At 41.5% G+C, this 19,056-nt stretch carries 17 protein-coding genes, 1 tRNA gene and 1 pseudogene; 9 read left to right on the top strand and 10 right to left on the bottom strand.

All coding sequences use genetic code 11. The features are described 5' to 3' along the window. A partial coding sequence (locus H4J46_RS08135) for a hybrid sensor histidine kinase/response regulator (RefSeq protein WP_182233028.1) occupies positions 1-1,836 on the top strand: 1,836 nt, incomplete at its 5' end. 43 nt (positions 1,837-1,879) lie between these two features. Continuing rightward, the gene (locus tag H4J46_RS08140) at positions 1,880-3,133 is read left to right on the top strand and encodes an EAL domain-containing protein (protein WP_182233029.1); all 1,254 of its coding nucleotides are present in this window, start codon (positions 1,880-1,882) and stop codon (positions 3,131-3,133) included. Positions 3,134-3,302: 169 nt separating this feature from the next. Here the strand turns inward: H4J46_RS08140 and H4J46_RS08145 are convergent. After that, positions 3,303-3,692 (bottom strand): annotated as a pseudogene (locus tag H4J46_RS08145) (integrase core domain-containing protein); the annotation flags it as partial. A 553-nt stretch (positions 3,693-4,245) separates the two neighbouring features. Continuing rightward, positions 4,246-4,524: a peptidylprolyl isomerase PpiC gene (ppiC, locus tag H4J46_RS08150; RefSeq protein WP_182135705.1), complete on the bottom strand. Its 279-nt coding sequence runs from the start codon at positions 4,522-4,524 to the stop codon at positions 4,246-4,248. 212 nt (positions 4,525-4,736) lie between these two features. Here ppiC and can point away from each other — a divergent pair, with 212 nt between their 5' ends. Both can and H4J46_RS08160 read left to right on the top strand, forming a co-directional pair. Continuing rightward, positions 4,737-5,339: a carbonate dehydratase gene (gene can / locus H4J46_RS08155; RefSeq protein ID WP_182190623.1), complete on the top strand. Its 603-nt coding sequence runs from the start codon at positions 4,737-4,739 to the stop codon at positions 5,337-5,339. A gap of 145 nt (positions 5,340-5,484) precedes the next feature. Beyond that, entirely contained in the window at positions 5,485-6,132 is a 648-nt protein-coding gene (locus tag H4J46_RS08160) for a sulfotransferase (protein WP_182233031.1), read from the top strand. Between the two features lie 28 nt (positions 6,133-6,160). Here the strand turns inward: H4J46_RS08160 and arsJ are convergent, their stop codons facing one another. The 3 genes from arsJ to H4J46_RS08175 form a co-directional block, all read right to left on the bottom strand. Continuing rightward, entirely contained in the window at positions 6,161-7,405 is a 1,245-nt protein-coding gene (gene arsJ / locus H4J46_RS08165) for an organoarsenical effux MFS transporter ArsJ (protein ID WP_182233032.1), read from the bottom strand. A 43-nt stretch (positions 7,406-7,448) separates the two neighbouring features. Further along, on the bottom strand, positions 7,449-8,462 hold the full coding sequence (locus tag H4J46_RS08170; protein ID WP_182233033.1) for an ArsJ-associated glyceraldehyde-3-phosphate dehydrogenase: 1,014 nt from the start codon (positions 8,460-8,462) through the stop codon (positions 7,449-7,451). Between the two features lie 77 nt (positions 8,463-8,539). Then, a complete protein-coding gene (locus H4J46_RS08175; RefSeq protein WP_182233034.1) occupies positions 8,540-8,890 on the bottom strand; it encodes a metalloregulator ArsR/SmtB family transcription factor in 351 nt (116 codons plus the stop codon). Positions 8,891-9,159: 269 nt separating this feature from the next. Between H4J46_RS08175 and H4J46_RS08180 the strand changes: the two genes are divergently transcribed. From H4J46_RS08180 to bfr (H4J46_RS08190), 3 genes are all read left to right on the top strand, one after another. Beyond that, a complete protein-coding gene (locus H4J46_RS08180) occupies positions 9,160-9,354 on the top strand; it encodes a (2Fe-2S)-binding protein (protein ID WP_182233035.1) in 195 nt (64 codons plus the stop codon). A gap of 155 nt (positions 9,355-9,509) precedes the next feature. Beyond that, a complete protein-coding gene (gene bfr / locus H4J46_RS08185) occupies positions 9,510-9,974 on the top strand; it encodes a bacterioferritin (RefSeq protein WP_182184261.1) in 465 nt (154 codons plus the stop codon). Positions 9,975-10,009: 35 nt separating this feature from the next. Further along, entirely contained in the window at positions 10,010-10,477 is a 468-nt protein-coding gene (gene bfr / locus H4J46_RS08190) for a bacterioferritin (protein ID WP_182233036.1), read from the top strand. A gap of 536 nt (positions 10,478-11,013) precedes the next feature. On the opposite strand, the gene secF is transcribed toward bfr (H4J46_RS08190), so the two are convergent. From secF to queA, 5 genes are all read right to left on the bottom strand, one after another. Then, entirely contained in the window at positions 11,014-11,961 is a 948-nt protein-coding gene (gene secF, locus H4J46_RS08195; protein WP_182233037.1) for a protein translocase subunit SecF, read from the bottom strand. Positions 11,962-11,973: 12 nt separating this feature from the next. Continuing rightward, positions 11,974-13,827, bottom strand: a complete 1,854-nt coding sequence (secD, locus tag H4J46_RS08200; RefSeq protein WP_182233038.1) for a protein translocase subunit SecD — start codon at positions 13,825-13,827, stop codon at positions 11,974-11,976. A gap of 173 nt (positions 13,828-14,000) precedes the next feature. After that, positions 14,001-14,336: a preprotein translocase subunit YajC gene (yajC, locus tag H4J46_RS08205; RefSeq protein WP_182233039.1), complete on the bottom strand. Its 336-nt coding sequence runs from the start codon at positions 14,334-14,336 to the stop codon at positions 14,001-14,003. A gap of 56 nt (positions 14,337-14,392) precedes the next feature. Further along, on the bottom strand, positions 14,393-15,535 hold the full coding sequence (gene tgt, locus H4J46_RS08210) for a tRNA guanosine(34) transglycosylase Tgt (protein ID WP_182233073.1): 1,143 nt from the start codon (positions 15,533-15,535) through the stop codon (positions 14,393-14,395). A 112-nt stretch (positions 15,536-15,647) separates the two neighbouring features. Then, a complete protein-coding gene (queA, locus tag H4J46_RS08215; RefSeq protein WP_182233040.1) occupies positions 15,648-16,700 on the bottom strand; it encodes a tRNA preQ1(34) S-adenosylmethionine ribosyltransferase-isomerase QueA in 1,053 nt (350 codons plus the stop codon). Positions 16,701-16,924: 224 nt separating this feature from the next. Here queA and aceK point away from each other — a divergent pair, with 224 nt between their 5' ends. Together aceK and H4J46_RS08225 are read left to right on the top strand one after the other, a co-directional pair. Then, a complete protein-coding gene (gene aceK / locus H4J46_RS08220) occupies positions 16,925-18,655 on the top strand; it encodes a bifunctional isocitrate dehydrogenase kinase/phosphatase (protein WP_182233041.1) in 1,731 nt (576 codons plus the stop codon). Between the two features lie 201 nt (positions 18,656-18,856). Next, positions 18,857-18,933: transfer RNA gene (locus H4J46_RS08225), tRNA-Trp, on the top strand. Positions 18,934-19,056 lie beyond the last annotated feature (123 nt).

Consider the following 19,056-nt stretch of genomic DNA (forward strand, 5'->3'; position numbering starts at 1 on the left):
CAGCTTAATCGCTTCTCCGAGGAAGTGACGCGGGTGGCGCGCGAAGTAGGTACCGAGGGTACGCTGGGCGGTCAGGCGCAAGTGCCGGGCGTCGATGGCACCTGGAAGGAGCTGACCGACAACGTCAACGCGATGGCGAATAATCTGACCACGCAGGTACGCGCGATCTCAGAGGTGACCACTGCGGTGGCCAAGGGCGACCTGTCACAGAAGATCACGGTCGATGCCCTGGGCGAGGTAAACATGCTCAAGGGCGATATCAACAAGATGATCAGCACGCTCGCGACCGACAGTGAACAACGTGATCGCGCTGAGTCAGCGCTGGTGGTTGCCATGAAGGACGCAGAGGCCGCCAACCTCACGAAGAGCGAGTTTCTTGCCAACATGAGCCACGAGATCCGCACGCCGATGAACGCTATTATCGGGATGTCGCGGCTGTGTTTGCAAACTGATATGAACGACAAGCAACACCAGTACATTGCCAAAGTGAACCAATCGGCCCGGGGTCTGTTGGGTGTCATTAATGACATTCTCGATTTCTCCAAGATGGATGCCGGCATGCTCGTTTTGGAACAGGTGCACTTCGCCCTAGAGGGGAGCATGAGTGTTCTCGAATCGAATCTCTATTACCTGGCGCGGGACAAGGGTTTGTACTTCAACACGAAGATCGAGCCTGAGGTGCCGCCGTATCTTCTAGGAGACCCCCTGCGTATTGGGCAAGTGTTGTTGAACCTGGTGTCCAACGCGGTGAAGTTCACCTCTGCCGGCGGCGTCAGCGTGTTAGTGGCACTGAAGGAAGCAACATCAGAGTCAGTCGAGCTTGAGTTCCGGGTGATCGACAGCGGCATTGGTCTCAGCCAGAAGCAGGCCGATGGGCTGTTCGGGGCCTTCACCCAAGTCGATACCTCGACCACTCGCAAGTACGGCGGTACGGGGCTGGGTCTGGCGATCAGCAAGCGGCTGGTCGAGCTGATGGGGGGGCGTATCTGGATCGAGAGCGTGCTCGGGGCCGGTAGCAGTTTTTGCTTCACGGTACTTTTTGGGCGCGGCGATCAGAGCCAGGTTATTAATCACAGGGCTTCCGTGATGCCGTCAGCCAACTCGCTATTGAGGCTGAAGGGCAAACGCATTCTTGTGGTCGAGGACAATGAGTTCAACCAGGATCTGATCGAAGAGCTGCTGGAGCAATGCGGCGTGGTAGTCAGGCTTTGCGGAAACGGGCAAGAAGCGCTGGATCTGTTGGCCAACGAGCGCTTCGATATCGTGCTGATGGACGTGCAGATGCCGGTCATGGATGGCTTTGAGGCCACGCGCAGGATCAGGGCGACGCCTGCACTGGCAAGCCAATGCATTATCGCCATGACCGCTAACGCCATGGCCGAGGATAGGCGCCGTTGCCTAGATGCCGGGATGGATGACTTCGAGACCAAGCCGATCGACGCGGATGATTTGTATCGGAAGCTGGTCAAGTGGTTGCCTGACGGCGCCGAAGCAACTGAAGTAGCGCCAATCGATCTGACCGTACTGGACAAGCTGCTCAGAAATGACTCAGTCAAAATCGCAAAGTTCGCACTGAAATTTTTGCAGACGTCACGCGTGGCGTTGGCCGAGATGCAGGCCGCGCACGACAATGACGATCTGCAACGACTTGCCGGGCTGTGCCACAAACAAAAATCAGCGGCGGCCTCGGTGGGAGCGTGGAGTTCGACCGAACTGTATAAAGCGCTAGAGGTGGCCAGCAAAGCCGGAGATTGGCAGAAAACGCAGACGCTGCTGGTGCAACTGCAGCCGCTGATCGACCAAATCGCCCTGCAGATAGAACGCGAAATGAGTTGATACTGGCGTTGTCTTACCGATTCAGAATTAAAGGAGAAAGAGTATGAATGTATCAACCGAAAACGAAATGACTACACCGATGTCACTTCCAGATGAGATCAAATCGCTGCGCGTTCTGCTGGTGGATGATGACGAATTCATGCTGGATATCATCGAGGAAGTGCTAAGCCAGTGGGGTATCGAGAATATCAGTCGTGCCAACAGCGGCACAGAGGCCTTGGCTCAGGTCGCTGGAGCAGTCGAGCAGTTCCAATTGCTGTTTTGCGATCTCCAGATGCCGGAGATGGACGGCATTGAATGCTTGCGCCATGTGTCGGATTTGAATTACGAGGGCGCGGTAATCCTGTTGTCCGGCGCTAACGCACGTTTACTCGACACGGTCGGAAATTTGCTGATGGAGCATAAGCTGAACTATGTTGGTGCGCTTGAAAAACCCATTGATCAGGCATTGCTGTACGCGCTGCTGAAGAAGCTCAGCGGTGCCGTGCCAAAAACACAGATCCAGAGCCCGCTAGAGTTGCTGACACCCGATGAAGTTCGCGAGGGCCTGGAGACGGGGTGCGTGGAGTTGTTTTTTCAGCCCAAGATAGCGGTCAATGGCCAGCGTGTGCTTGGAGCTGAGTGCCTACTGCGTTGGCGTCACCCGGTGCAAGGCATTATCTCACCGCTCGCCGTGATCCCAGTGGCGGAGGCGCATGGATTGATCGACACGCTGACCCTGCAGATATTTACCAAGGCGATGGGCTATCTGGGCGAGTGGACGCGCCAGGGCCATGCGTTAAGGGTCTCGGTCAATATCTCAGTTGACAACCTCCAGCACCTCGATTTACCCGATGTGTTGGCCAGTATCGTGCGCCAGGCGGGTATAGAAACTCACCAGGTGATGCTGGAAGTCACGGAAAGCAGCATAATACGTGACCTTACCACCAGCCTCGAAATTATCACCCGGTTGCGGCTCCTGGGATTCGGTTTGTCGATTGATGATTTCGGCACCGGGAACTCAAGCATGGAGAAGCTCAAGCAGATGCCCTTTACGGAGCTTAAGGTGGATCGAGCTTTCGTTTTCGGTGCCGCTAACGATCCCGTGGCGCGCGCCATCTTCGAGTCAAGCGTGAAATTGGGCCACTCGCTGGGTATGAAAGTGGTCGCTGAAGGCGCGGAAACTCAAGAGGATTTGGATCTGGTGACAACCCTGAACTGTGACGAACTGCAGGGCTATGTCATTGCAAAACCGATGCCTGCCATAGAGTTCATCAAATGGAAAAAATGCTGGGAAAATCGTAATATAAATAGCTAGCTAGGAACTTAAATCGTAAGCTCCTAGCTTCAACGATGACCATACCAGATTTGATCAAGTCACTGTCTATCATGGGCCAAGGCTTCTCAATGACGCACAATAATCACGGTCTCTATGTCGAGAGGAGATCACCTCTGAGCTTACTGAGTTCATCCTCAGTGTGTAGTGGTCAAGTAATATTAGCCACGTATTTGTAAGTTTTCCAATATCTTCGCCCAGACTCATTCGGTGTTAACTTACCATTATAACGGTGAGGCCTGACTTTGCTGTAATATCCAGTAATGTAATTAACTACGGCGGTTTTAGCTTCATTAAAAGATTTATAGCCCACAGTTGGCATCCATTCTGATTTAAAGCTTCTAAAAAATCGTTCCATTGGCGCATTATCCCAGCAATTACGACGACTTATACTTTGCTTTATTTGATATCGCCATAATAATTGACGGGGTTTTTTACTGGTATAATGACAGCCTTGATCAGAGTGAAACATCACACCTTTAGGTCTGCCACGCGATTCAAATGACATTGATAATGCCTTGGCTGTTAATGCTGTATCAGGTTAGTGGGCTTAGAGGAGAAGGATATATTACAACATCACCAAATGAATCGCGTGTGTTTGTAGCCTCTAAATCCGATAACCCTTATTAACCTTGGCAAAGCTCAATGATGGTACTTTGAAAATTATTTCAGTTTTTAAAAGCTAAGGAATAAAAAAGGCTGATGAACGTAATGGTACTGCTTCAGTTTATGTTGTACCCGATGGCAAGCACCTACACGTAGCTACGTGTAATTAAGATAGTTTAATAGTGTACAGTCTTCATTAGCATATTGAATATTTTAGGTAATCGTTATGATCGTAAAGTCAAATGTCTCTAAAAAAATCATAGTTAACGTTTAATAATCGAATACGAACGGCAGCTTTGAGCTTCAAGCGGACATTAGAATTAACGAGTAGCTAACTTCCCCTTTGCGCACGAACAAGACCTAAATGATAAAAGAAAGGAACCACAAAATGTAGTAGTTGGTCGGGCTAAGTGGATAGCCCTTCAATTTTTATAACTACTGAGCTGTATAACTACTCAGCCTTACTAGGACTTAGTTTTTCTCTATTATTAGTTTCTATAAATAGTTTGAATAAGATGATAACCAAATTTGGTTTTAATTGGACCATGTACCGTTAATATCGCTTTTTTAAAAACCACGTCATCAAACGCTTTTACCATTTGGCCCGGCTTAAATTCGCCTAAATCCCCACCCTTCTTACCTGATGGGCAAGTTGAGTTTTTCTTGGCTAACTGTCCAAAGTCAGCCCCTTTGGCGATTTTAGCCTTTAATTCTTGCGCAAGCTTTTCGCTTTTAACTAAGATATGACGGGCACATGCAGCAGCCACATTATTCTCCAATTTAAGGTTAATAGCGTTATTATAACTAATTATGGCCAAGGCAAAGTAAATACTTTTAATTAACGCTGTAATCATCTTGAGCAAAACTCATCACTTTATCCATAGCTATGCTAATAACCTCAGATATAAGACCAGTTTTTTCTTTACTTGTTAGCGTAACAACTTAGAATCACGGTATATTTTCCTTAGTTGTTCCCCCAATGAGTTCAATACAGCATTTATTTGACAATAATCAGCAATGGGCTGACAAGATAAAACAAGAAGATCCTAATTTTTTCAAGCATTTATCAGAACAACAGAATCCTGAATATTTATGGATAGGTTGCTCAGACTCTCGCGTGCCGGCTAATGAATTACTGGGTATGCAACCGGGTGAAGTTTTTGTGCACCGTAATATTGCTAATCAAGTTATCCATACTGACCTAAATTGCCTGTCTGTCATTCAATTTGCGGTTGATGTTTTAAAAATAAAGCACATCATTGTTTGTGGACATTATGGCTGTGGCGGCGTCATTGCTTCTTTAGACAATCAAAGCCATGGTTTAATTGATAATTGGTTACATCATATTAAAGATGTCTATCGCTTTCATAAAGCGCGTTTAGATGCTGTTGAAAATAAAACTGAACGACTAAAATTGCTCTGCGAATTAAATGTGATAGAACAAGTTGCCAACGTTTGTAACACAACTATCTTAAAGAAAGCTTGGGATATAAAACAAGATGTTACCGTGCATGGCTTTGTTTATAATTTGCACGACGGTATTTTAAAAGACTTGCAGGTCTCGGTTGATCGCAATAAATAATTGTGCTTTAAACTAACCCTGTCACAAATTTTGTTACTGGGTCATAAAACACTAAATATACTAAGTTTTTATTGTCTTCAGCTCATACAACGCGGCACTCACCTTTTACAATAATGCATTTTTCAGCAACAATATCGCAAATATTATGAACAAAATATTTATTATTGGCTTACCTAGAACCGGTACTACCAGTGTTTGTGCTGCTATGCTTGAGCTAGGTTTTCATGTTGCACATACCGCGTATACCGATCGTTCATTCGCTGAAGCGCAAGTGATCGCCGACACGCCAATATTTTGTGATTATCAATATTTAGATAGAGCTTATCCCAATGCTAAGTTTATCTACTTAGCGCGTACTATGGATAAATGGCTACCTTCCATCCAGAAGTTACTCACCCGTATGCATACCAACCTTATTCGCGACGATGGTGGCTTTAACCCAATAATTAAACGCTGTTATCAAACAATATTTACGCCCTATAATCTAGATAACATCAAGGATTTTGAGTTTTTAGCACAATGCTACCAACAACATCAAAGCCAGGTTTATCAGTATTTTCAAGATAGGGAAGATGACTTTTTATCGATAGATATTAGCGACAGTCAGAGCTATAAACAGTTACTCAGCTTTTTAGCGTTAACTGTCGATATTAATGATTATAAAGCCGCTAGCTTAGGTTTTGAAAAACTTAATGTCGGCGGTAAGATCACCGCTTGGAAAGATATAAAAAACACCTTAAAAGTTAACTCTACCAATAAAGGTAGAGTAACTAAACTACCCTATTTAACCTAAACACCATCATCAAGTGTATCTCGCCTAATTAAGCGCGGTTGCTTGATTGCTTGGTCAAATCACCACTAGCGGGATTAATTAAGCCGGCAAATAGCACAGCGAAAGCAATAAAAACTGCTGATATATATAGACAGGCCACTAAGCCATAAAGCTGAAAAACCCAGCCTGAAAGTACAGTACCTAACAACCGGCCACAGGCATTAGCCATATAATAAAAACCCACATCAAGCGACACACCGTCTTTACCCGCCATATCAACAATCAAAAAACTATGTAATGACGAATTAATGGCAAATAAAACCGCGAACACCATTAAACCAATAATAACCACCCATTTCGTTGAGAAATCGCTCTGTAAGGCAAGCGCCATTGCTGCAGGAACCACAACCAATATAGTACCCCATATTGCGGCATCTCTGCCTGTGGGTGCTTTATTGGCAGGTTTTTTAGTTAATTTTGGCGCGAGCGTTTGCATCAGACCATAAAGCACGATCCAACCAGCCATAAAGCCACTGACCCCACTATGCGACCAAGCGAATTCGGTGGCTAAAAAAACAGGTAAAGCGATAACAAACCACACATCACGCGCGGCAAATAAAAATAACCTCGCGGCTGAAAGTAAGTTAATCGCTCGGCTTTTGGATAGTATCTCTTTAAATTTAGGTCGGTATTTAGCTTTACCTAAGTCTGCTTGTAACTTAAACAGACTTAACAGCCACACAATCGTTAACATGGCCGCCATCAGTGCAATGGCGCCAGTAAAACCTAACCAGGTTAACAACACGCCACCAAGAAAAAATCCGATGCCTTTCAAGGTATTTTTAGAGCCTGTTAATAGTGCTACCCATTGATACAGCTTACCGCTCTGCCCTGCTGGTACTAAAAGTTTAATGGCACTTTTTGCGCTCATTTTATTAAGGTCTTTAGCAATACCAGACAAAGCTTGCGCCACCATGACATAGGCCACAGTGAGAAAACTACTCGGCACCAGTAGCATAACCAAAGCGATGATTTGTAAGGCCAAACCAATATTCATGGTTTTGTTTAGCCCGATACGAGCGCCCAACCAGCCCCCGACTAAATTGGTGATTACGCCAAAAATTTCGTAAAACAAAAACAGCAACGCGATATTTAGCGGGCTATAGCCGAGCTGATAAAAATGCAGCACAACCAACATCCGCAGCGCACCGTCGGTTAGGGTAAATGCCCAATAATTACCGGTGATCATCAAATACTGTTTTACCTGAACTGATAGGTCACTGAGTGCTGTCATTTATGCAAATCTACTTTAGCTTTTAACTTGGTGAGTTTTATGTCTAACTATTCAGATCAGAGCGACCCACCATACGAGCGATTTCCGCTGTACGATTTGCATAGCCCCATTCGTTGTCATACCAAACATAAAGTTTAACTTGTGTGCCATTAACCACCATAGTTGAGGGTGCGTCGATAATGCACGAGCGTGGATCGGTTTTATAATCAATTGAAACCAGTGGCCGCTGTTCAAAACCTAAAATATCTTTTAGCTCGCCATTCGCCGCCGCTTGTAAATAATCATTCACTTCTTGTTTTGTTGTGGCTCGTTCTAGCTCAAAAACACAATCGGTAATTGACGCATTAGCCAGTGGCACTCGTACCGCATGGCCATTAAGCTTACCTTTAAGTTCCGGGAAAATATGGGTAATAGCCGTTGCTGAGCCGGTAGTGGTTGGAATTAAGCTCATGCCACAAGCACGGGCACGACGTAAATCTTTATGCGGTGCATCTAAGATGGTTTGCGTATTGGTGATATTATGAATGGTGGTCATTGAACCATGTTTAATGCCAATATTTTCGTGAATAACTTTTACCACGGGGGCAAGGCAGTTAGTGGTGCAAGATGCAGCAGTGACTATCGGGTGCTTGTCGCTGTCGTATTGGTCATCATTAACGCCCATAACAATATTCAATACGCCGTCTTCTTTCACTGGCGCAGTAACGACCACACGTTTAACCCCTTGATCTAAATAAGCTTGCAGTAATGCTGTAGATTTCATCACACCCGTTGCTTCAATAACCACGTCACAACCTGACCAATCCGTGTCGGCAATAGTGCTATTTTGGCTACAGGTAATTTCATTATTGTTAATCACTATATTTTCAGCTTTATGCTGCGCCTGATGTTGCCAAATACCATGTATTGAATCAAAATTAAGTAAATGTGCTAAGGTTTCTGCGTTACCAGCAGGATCGTTAATTTTAATAATTTCAACATCATCCCAGCCATAGGCTACCCGCATCGATAAACGTCCAATACGGCCGAAACCGTTAATACCAATTTTAATTGTCATGGTGATTTTCCTGTCAAAATTTATTTTATAATCACTTAGCAAGCTAAGTGATTAGGCTTATTTAAGCTTGGCGTCTCTTACTCACAACAACTTGCAATACGTTCAGGTCTAGCGCCCATAAGATGTAATGCTTGCAGATGTGGAGTAATAAAGTCGATATTTTCTTTTAAGGTTAAACTGATAACCTGTTGTGCCCATCTGGCTATATCAGGATTAATGCTATAAAAAACCCATTGTTTTTGTTTACGTGTTAATAATAAGCCCGAACTTTTTAATAGCGCCAAATGTCGGGATATTTTTGGCTGACTAGACTCAGCAAGTGCCGCCATGAGTTCGCAAACACAAAGCTCACCTTCTTGGGCAATCAGCAATATACTTTTAAGCCGTATATCATCAGCCAAATTTTTATAAAACTCAGTTGGGTTCATTTGCTGCTCTTCTGGTTAATGCTCAGTTTAGGTGATAATAACCCAAGCCACTTAATAACGAAATAGTTATATAATAATTTTATTATAAAATGATTATATTAAAATAAAGCGTGCTTAACGTACCTGGGTAATAAAATGCCGAACACGCTCTAATAATTTTAATTATTAGACTTATCAGTGTACTAATAAAAAGCACAAATTAATTCTTGAAACGAAACTAAATAAGAACTATTATCAATCGTGTTATCAATCACCAGAGAATTATTATCATGTTTGTTTGTATTTGCAAGGGCATTACAGATCATCAAATTAAACAATTAGTCACTGAATCTGGTGTTGGGTCTATCCGTGATTTAAAACAGCACTTACCATTAGGTTCGCAGTGTGGTACTTGCGTCAAGGTTGCTCAAAATATTATTAATAACACGATTATCAATGAGAGCTTATTTAAAGAAGTCGGCTAAAGAGCCCACTTAGGTTAATAACCTGACTGTAACTGATAACGTACAAACCCCTCAAGCTATTGTTTTTAAGTGCTTTTTTAATCTATCCTTTTCATTTACCTACTTTCTTTCTATAATTGCAGTCAATATTTAATTAACTTAAATTTGAGATGCTAATGAAAGGCAACACCTCAGTACTCACCATACTTAATAAAGTACTCACCAGTGAACTAACATCGATTAATCAATATTTTCTACACGCTCGCATGTACAAAAATTGGGGTATTAATGCCTTAAACAGCAAGTGCTATAAAAAATCAATCCTCGATATGAAGCAAGCTGACAAGGTTATCGAGCGAATATTATTTCTTGAAGGCCTACCTAACTTACAACAGTTAGCACCACTGGCTATCGGTGAACATACCGAAGAAATGATCCGTTGTGATCTTGGTTTTCAAACCGCACAAATTGCGGTAGTGCGTAACGCCATTACTATTTGTGAACAACAACAAGATTATGTCAGCCGCGAAATGTTAGACACTATACTCAATGACGAAGAAGAGCATTTAGATTGGCTGGAAACTCAGCAATACCAAATTAACGCTATGGGTATTGAAAAATTTATTCAGGCACAGCTGTAAACGGCTTAAGCTAGACCATTTAGAAGGAAAATAATATGAAAGGTAATACGCAAGTTATTGCAGCATTAAACGGCCTACTCTCCTATGAACTAGCCGCAATGGACCAATATTTCATTCATTCTCGGATGTATGAAGATTGGGGCATGAATAAGTTATTTGAACGTATCGATCACGAATTTGACGATGAAAAGTTACATGCCTCAATGCTCATTCAGCGTATTTTATTCTTAGAAGGTATACCTGATATGCATACGCGCCAAGGCTTAAATATTGGTAAGACTGTGCCTGAAATGCTGCAAAGTGATTTAGATGTAGAATATGCCGATGCAAAAGCGCTTAGAGCCGCTATTGCGCTGTGTGAACAGGAAAAAGATTACGTAACGCGTCAGATTCTAGAAAAATTATTAGACGATACTGAAGTTGATCATGCCTTCTGGTTGGAACAACAACTAGGTCTAATTAAAACTATCGGTTTACAAAACTATATTCAATCGCAGTTATAACCAATATTACCACTAAAATAGTTTGTAGGTCTCCTTACTACGTGTATGTTCTTACATGGAGATATGTCATTAGGGTAATTACCGAGATGCACTAATGCTCTGTAAGGCTATGGATCGAAAAGCAACCATTTATGGTTAAGAGCGGTAGCGTGATCGTTGCAGTACTCAGGTGGATGGATGTAGGTACTTATTTTTTGTCTGGAACAAAAAACTGACCTTACATCCTATAGATAAAAAGCCAGTGAGTTTGCTTACTGGCTTTTTTAATGCGCCAACACCATATATTCACTGAATATAAAGTAATCCCCCCTCTCTGTAACTTTGTCAGTACTCATCTTGGTTTAGATAAGCAATCAATGGATTATTTAATCACCAGCATAAACTATTATTAAAATATACACCTTACCTTGATCGATATTTCTTCGCATAGAATAGCTCAGCGAGTAAATAAAGCCATGAGTTATAAAGTGCCGATCAAAAAAAGGCTCGCATAATGCGAGCCTTAATGAAATATAATCATAAGCGCTAAGGGCGTTTTACGGTCTCATTTCTTCTTGATCCGCACCTTCTTTTTCAATCACTTCAGGAATTAAGTCTTCTTTAGAAATACCTAATGCCAACGCAACCGAGCTGGCCACATAAACTGATGAGTAAGTACCGACAAAAACCCCTAATAATAATGCTGTTGCAAAACCATGTATTAGCGCTCCACCTTTAAAGAACAAAGCTGAAAGTACTAATAAGGTGGTAATTGACGTAATAACGGTCCGTGATAAGGTTTGTGTTAAAGAAATGTTGATCACATCTTCAGGCGTACCAGAACGCACTTTTCTAAAATTTTCTCGAATACGATCCGAGACCACTATGGTATCGTTGAGTGAATAACCTATTACCGCCAGTATCGCTGCAAGTACCGTTAAATCAAACTGTAACTGTAAAACAGAGAACAAGCCTAACGTCAACAATACATCATGAAATAACGCGATAACTGAGCCTAAGGCAAAACGCCATTCAAAACGAAAAGCAACATAGACTAAAATACAGATCAGCGCAGTTAACATAGCTAAACCGCCCTGCTCTGCTAACTCATCGCCGACACTCGCCCCAACAAACTCGATACGACGCATATCAATAGTTTGCCCAGTACCTGCTTGTAAAATATCAAGTACTTGGTTACCTAGCATTTCTGCTTTTACATCTTCACGTGGTGATAAACGAATTACCACGTCACGGCTTGAACCATATAACTGAACTACAGCATCATCAAAACCGTTTGAGTCCATAATAGCGCGAACTTTTGTCAAATCAGCCGATTCATCGAAACCAATTTCGATTAAAGTACCACCAGTAAAGTCTAAGCCAAAATTAAGCTTATTGGTCGCCAATGAGACAACCGAAGCTAGCATGAGTGCAATACTGAAGATCAAGGCCACCTTGCGGTAGCGCATAAAGGCAACAGTTTCTTTTAATTGTAAAATTTGCATATTATTGCAGCCCTATATAGAAAGTTTGTCGAGACGTTTACCACCCCAAACAGCGTTAACGATAGTACGAGTACCAATAACCGCGGTAAACATCGAAGTAATAATACCGATTGATAACGTGATCGCAAAACCTTTAACTGGGCCGGTACCGATAGCAAATAAAATCAAGGCAGCAATTAACGTGGTAATATTGGCATCAATGATAGTTGAAAAGGCAGCGTCGTAGCCCTGATGAATTGACTGCTGAATTGATTTACCTGCACGCATTTCTTCACGAATACGCTCAAAAATAAGTACGTTAGCATCAACTGCCATACCGACAGTTAACACAATGCCGGCCATACCTGGTAACGATAGTGTTGCACCTGGGATCAACGACATAATGCCAATAATTAAGACTAAGTTTGCCCCTAACGCTAAGTTTGCCACCACACCAAAGGCACGGTAATAAATCAGCATAAAGATGAAGACTAAACCAAAGCCCATCATAATCGCTTGGAAACCCAGTTTTACGTTTTCAGCACCTAGTGTTGGACCAACAGTTCGTTCTTCTACAATTTGAATCGGAGCAACCAGAGCACCCGCTCGAAGCAGTAACGCTAAGTTATGTGCTTCGGACTGGCTACCTGCACCCGTAATTCTAAAAGTTTTACCTAAGCGTGCTTGGATAGTAGCAACACTGATCACTTCTTCAACTTTCTCGAAGATAGTATTACCCTCAGCATCCACACGGTCGGTTGGTTTAAATTCAATAAATACCGTCGCCATTGGTTTACCAATATTGCTTTTAGTGCTGCTTGACATTTTATTACCGCCAGCAGAATCTAAGGTAATATTAACTTGTGGACGACTATATTCATCAAAACTTGAACCCGCATCAACAATATGATCACCCGTAAGCATCACACGTTTTTTCAATAATACCGGTTGACCGTTACGTTCTTTTAGTAACTCTGAACTACCTGGAACACGACCATTAAGCGCTGCACCTAAATCCCCTTCAGTATCAACTAAACGAAATTCAATCGTCGCAGTTGCACTTAAAATTTCTTTTGCTTTCGCTGTATCTTGAACGCCCGGTAATTCAATAACGATGTGCTTTTGACCTTGACGTTGAACTAGTGGCTCAGCAACACCTAACTCATTAACACGGTTACGAATAATAGTAATGTTTTGTTGCAATGCATATTCACGAGTTTCTTTTAATTTTTGATCCGTCATTTTTGCGGATAAGGTTAAGCTGTCCTCATCACTAAAAAATACTAAATCACGATCACGGTTTTGTTTTTCTAGATATGACTCTGCACTTGCTAAATCTTCAGCATTACGAAATTGAATATTAATGGCATCATTAACTTCTTTAACTGAGCGATAACGAATTTTTTCGCCACGTAAACCCGTGCGAAAATCATCAACTAAACTTTTTTGTACCTTAACAATTGCTTCCTGCATGTTTACTTCCATTAGGAAGCTAACACCACCACTTAAATCTAAACCTAACTTCATTGGCGTGCCGCCAACACTTGCTAACCATGCGGGTGTTGCAGGTGTTAAGTTTAAGGCAACTGAATACTCATCACCAATATTGTCGTCAAGTAGATCACGCGCCCGTAATTGTTGTTCTGTGTTATTAAAACGCGCCAATATTTGACCGTTTTCCATCACAAGACTTAAGTAGGAGATTTTCTTTTCATCTAAGTGTGACTTAACTACATCTAACGTTGCTGCGTTTGTTTCAATACCGCGCAAGCCAGAAATTTGTACTGCGGGATCTTCACCATAGAGGTTAGGAGACGCATACAAAGCACCAACAGCTACTATAAATAGTACCATCAATGTCTTCCATAATGGATATTTGTTTAACACAATATCACCCTATTTTCTTTTGAATCGCGCGCTAATACTAAGCTGAGTTATCGCACGAAAGTTTATTATAATTTTGGTTATCACTATTGCACAAGCTATTTAAGGCGTGCAATTGATAACTATCAATGCACACCTTAAAAACGGCTATAGCGAAAAAAGCCAAGAAAATCTCATTATAGAGATTTCATTGTACCTTTAGGTAATACAGCATTAATTGCACTTTTTTGTACTGTGACTTCAGTACCTTCGGCGATGCTTACAACGATAAAATCTTTTTCATCTGAAACTTTAACAATTTTACCAACAATGCCGCCTTGTGTTAGCACTTCGTCACCTTTTGATAATTCAGACATCAAACTTTTATGCTCTTTCACACGTTTGGCTTGTGGACGATAGATCATAAAATAAAACACTAAACCAAATACAGCTAGCATAATTAACATTGACATACCATCAGCCCCTTGAGCGGGACCTGCAGCAGCGTGGGCTTGACTAATAAATAAACTCATAAATACCTCTTTTTATTTTTCTGATTAATTTTATAAAATGGCGAAATTGCAGCTGTTTATGCTGTTTCATTGTCCGCTAATGAACTAACTAATGGCGGAACAGGTAAATCACGTAGCGCATAAAACTCGGCAACAAACGTATCTAGTTTGCCTTGCTCTATCGCGTCACGCAATCCTTGCATTACACGTTGATAAAAACGTAAATTATGCATGGTATTTAATTGCGAGCCTAAAATTTCATTACATTTGTCTAAATGATGTAAATAAGCACGCGAATAATTTTTACAAGTATAACAATCACATTCAGGATCTAATGGGCCAGTATCTGTTTTGTGACGAGCATTTCTAATCTTGATAACACCGTCAGTAACAAATAAATGTCCGTTACGGGCATTACGTGTTGGCATCACACAATCGAACATGTCAATACCACGGCGTACACCTTCAACTAAATCTTCAGGTTTACCAACTCCCATAAGATATCGGGGTTTATTTTCTGGTATCAAGGGCGCGGTATGATCTAATATTCGAATCATATCTTCTTTGGGTTCACCAACTGATAAGCCACCAATAGCATAACCATCAAAACCAATACTGGTTAAGCCATTAACAGAGACTTCACGTAAATCTTCATACATGCCACCTTGTACAATACCAAATAAAGCATTGAGGTTACCCTTATGGGCATCTTTTGAACGCTGCGCCCAACGCAATGAAAGCTCCATTGACACTTTTGATTCTTCATGACTTGCAGGATAAGGGGTACATTCATCAAATATCATCACGATGTCAGAGCCTAAACTGCGCTGAACTTCCATTGAGCGTTCAGGTGTTAGCATAATTTTCTCACCGTTAACGGGCGAGTTAAATTTAACCCCTTCTTCGGTGATTTTACGCATTTTACCTAAGCTAAATACTTGAAAGCCACCTGAATCGGTTAGAATCGGTTTATCCCAATTCATGAAGCCATGTAAGCCACCGTGTTGTTCGATAATTTCTGTACCTGGGCGTAACATCAAGTGGAAGGTATTACCTAAAATAATTTCGGCACCTGTTTCTGCTACTTCTTCAGCTTTCATGCCTTTTACTGTGCCGTAAGTACCCACTGGCATAAACGCTGGGGTTTCTATTGTGCCACGGTCAAAGGTTAAGCGACCACGTCGAGCTTTACCGTCTGTGGTCAGTAACTGGTACTGCATAGCGTTTTTTTCTGTTTTATCTGTCATATTTCATCCTTCGCCCACTAGCGAAACAGGCTAGCTGCTTTTACGTTTAAGAGGCTATAACCTAGCCAACTTGTATTTTTTATAATTAAGTATTGAGATCTTTTTTCGTTAACAGCATGGCATCACCATAACTGAAAAAGCGATACTGCTGTGCAACCGCATGTTGATAAGCCGCGATAATATTGTCGTAACCAGCAAAGGCACTAACTAACATCAGTAAGGTTGATTCTGACAAGTGAAAATTAGTAATTAAACTATCAACAATTTGAAATTCGTAACCTGGGGTAATAAAAATATCGGTATCACCATAAAACTCACTAAAGGCTTTACCTTGTTCTTTAGCCACTTTAGCGGCACTTTCTAGTGAACGAACTGACGTGGTGCCAACAGCAATAACTTTACCGCCATTGGCCTTAGTTTGCTCGATTTGAGTGACAACACTCGCTGGCACTTCAACATATTCAGCATGCATTATATGGTCAGCTATTTCCTCAACCTTTACGGGTTGAAAGGTACCTGCACCAACATGTAAAGTCACAAAAGCAAAATCTACACCTTTAGCTTTCAGTGCTGCCATTAATACATCATCAAAATGCAAACCGGCTGTTGGCGCGGCTACCGCACCGGGTTTTTCATTATAAACTGTTTGATAGCGTTCACGATCGCTGTCTTCATCAGGTCGATCAATATAAGGCGGCAACGGCATATGTCCAACATCATCTAATATTGATAACACTGATTGTTCACCATGAAATTTAAGCTCAAATAAGGCGTCATGTCTTGCCACCATGGTGGCTTTAACTTTACCTTCTAGGAGTATTTCACTACCCGGCTTTGGCGATTTACTGCAGCGAATGTGTGCTAACACCCGGTGTTCATCGAGTAAGCGTTCAACTAAAACCTCTAACTTACCTCCACTTGATTTTTGACCAAACATGCGCGCTGGAATCACCCGCGTATTGTTAAAAACTAACAGGTCTCCCGCTTTGACATGGGCAACAAGGTCAGTAAAATTTTCATCATTAAGCACGCCACTATTACCATTTAAGGTCATTAAACGGCTGGCTGAACGGTTGGCTTTTGGGTATCGAGCGATAAGCTCTTCGGGTAAATCAAATGAAAAATCAGCAACACGCATGGTAAATAAACTAGTTTAAAGGTTAAAAAACGCGTAATTTTAGTGCTGCACGCCACGAATAGCAAGTATTAACTTGTAAAAGTCAGCATGGGTTATGACTGCAATATCACCTAAAGTACCTAACTGCTATCACGAGAATAAATAGCGACTATAGTGTAAAACTAATCACCTAAAACCTTTATTTTGACGTATGCTGAAATCAAATAACTTAGTCAGGTAAGCACATGAAAAATCTTGCTTTCGCTATCGCAAAAACTATTATCAACGGTTTTGAGCGACATATTTATCTTTACAGTGAAATAACAAAAACGGCAAAACAACGTTTTGAACAACAACGTTGGCATGACATACAATTAGCCGCTAAAGCCCGTACTGACTTTTACGATCTACGTATAGAAGAAACACTCACCACGATTAAACAAGATTTTCTGGTCACTGAATTAAGTGATGAGCTTTGGCAATATGTTAAAATTTGCTATATAGACCTACTCAGTAAACACCCTCAACCAGAGTTAGCTGAGAGTTTTTATAATTCAATATTTTGCCATCTGTTTGAGCGTGAATATTATCATAATGCCTATATTTTTGTGCAATCAACCGCCATACGCTTAGATACATTACCGACACCAAAAATATTCACCAGTTACTTTCCTGCCGAACAAGGATTGTTTAAAACCATCAACCACATTATGAGTAGCCAAAATTTTTCAGTGCCATTTACGCACTTGAAAAAAGATATCAATATTTTAATAGCAAAATTTCGTCAACACGCAGATAAAACGCACTATCAGTTATCAGATTTACAATTCGATATTTTGGATTCTGTTTTCTACCGTAATAAAGGTGCTTACATTATTGGCCGGGTAATTTCCCCAGGTGGTGAGACACCCTTTATTATTTCGCTATTAAATACTGAAAAAGAAGGTTTATTTATTGACGCTTTGATCACCGAAGGTGAAGATATGGCGGTGGTTTTTGGTTTTGCTCGTGCTTATTTCTTTGTCGATTGTCAGCACCCACACGCCTTAATTGTCTTTCTTAATCGTTTAACGCCCCATAAAACTAGCGCAGATTTATATTCTGCCATCGGTTTTCACAAACAGGGAAAAACCCAGTTTTATCGTGATTTTTTAAACCACCTGGATAACAGTGATGACAAACTTGTACTCGCGCCGGGCATAAAAGGTATGGTGATGTCGGTATTTATGCTGCCATCATATCCCTATGTTTTTAAAATTATTAAAGACAAGTTTTCCCCCAGTAAGAATATGACTCGGGACGATGTTAAAGGCAAATATCGTTTAGTTAAATTGCATGATCGAGTTGGACGAATGGCTGATACGATGGAATATTCCGAAGTCGCTTTTCCAAAACAACGTTTCTCAGCCGAGCTACTTGCAGAACTCAATGCTGTTGCCCCCTCGTTGTTGAAATATGAAGATGATTTAGTGATCATTAAACATATGTATATCGAACGTAAAATGACGCCACTGAATTTGTACTTGGCAACAGCCAATGATGCCCAAGTAGACAATGCAATGTATGGCTACGGCGAAGCGATTAAACAGTTAATTGCCGCCAATATATTTCCAGGTGATATGTTGTTGAAAAATTTTGGTGTCACGCGCCATGGTCGGGTAATATTTTATGACTACGATGAAATTACCTATATGAATGAGGTTAATTTTCGCGTTAAACCAGAAGCCATCACAGAAGAGCAAATTTACGCTGCAGAGCCATGGTACTCTGTTGACCCTGGTGATGTATTTCCAGAAGAAATAGCCACTTTTGCTTTAGCCAATAACCGTTATCGACAAGCATTTTTAGGTCATCATGCTAACTTACTGAAAGCTCAATATTGGCAAGACTGCCAAGCGAGTGTGGCTAAAGGTGTTTTTGCCGATGTTTACCCATATTCTGAAGAATCGCGTTTTTGTCATTGGCAAAGTAAATAAAACCACACGAGATAGCCAAACAACTTTAGTTTCTGGCTATCTCGCCGTTCCACTTTAAGCGGCACCTTAAGTGGAACGGCTATAAAACCAACAGAAATTAATAAAAACCCGTACATCTGCTGTTTATTTAGCCGAACAGTCACTTTTTTTAAATTTACGCTTTACCTTTAGCTCGGCATCAGTATAATTCGAATCTGTTGCAGGGGTGTAGTTCCAATTGGTAGAACAGCGGTCTCCAAAACCGACGGTTGGGAGTTCGAATCTCTCCACCCCTGCCAATTCCTTTCTTATGTTAGTTTATGTTAATTCTTATTAATTTGATTAATTAGCTAACCAAATTGTATTTATAAAAAATTCTAGTTCTTCCTATTTAAAAATTCTGTCATGATAACTGTGATTTC

The sequence above is a fragment of the Colwellia sp. MB02u-6 genome (genome assembly GCF_014077095.1).
Taxonomy (GTDB): Bacteria; Pseudomonadota; Gammaproteobacteria; order Enterobacterales; family Alteromonadaceae; genus Cognaticolwellia.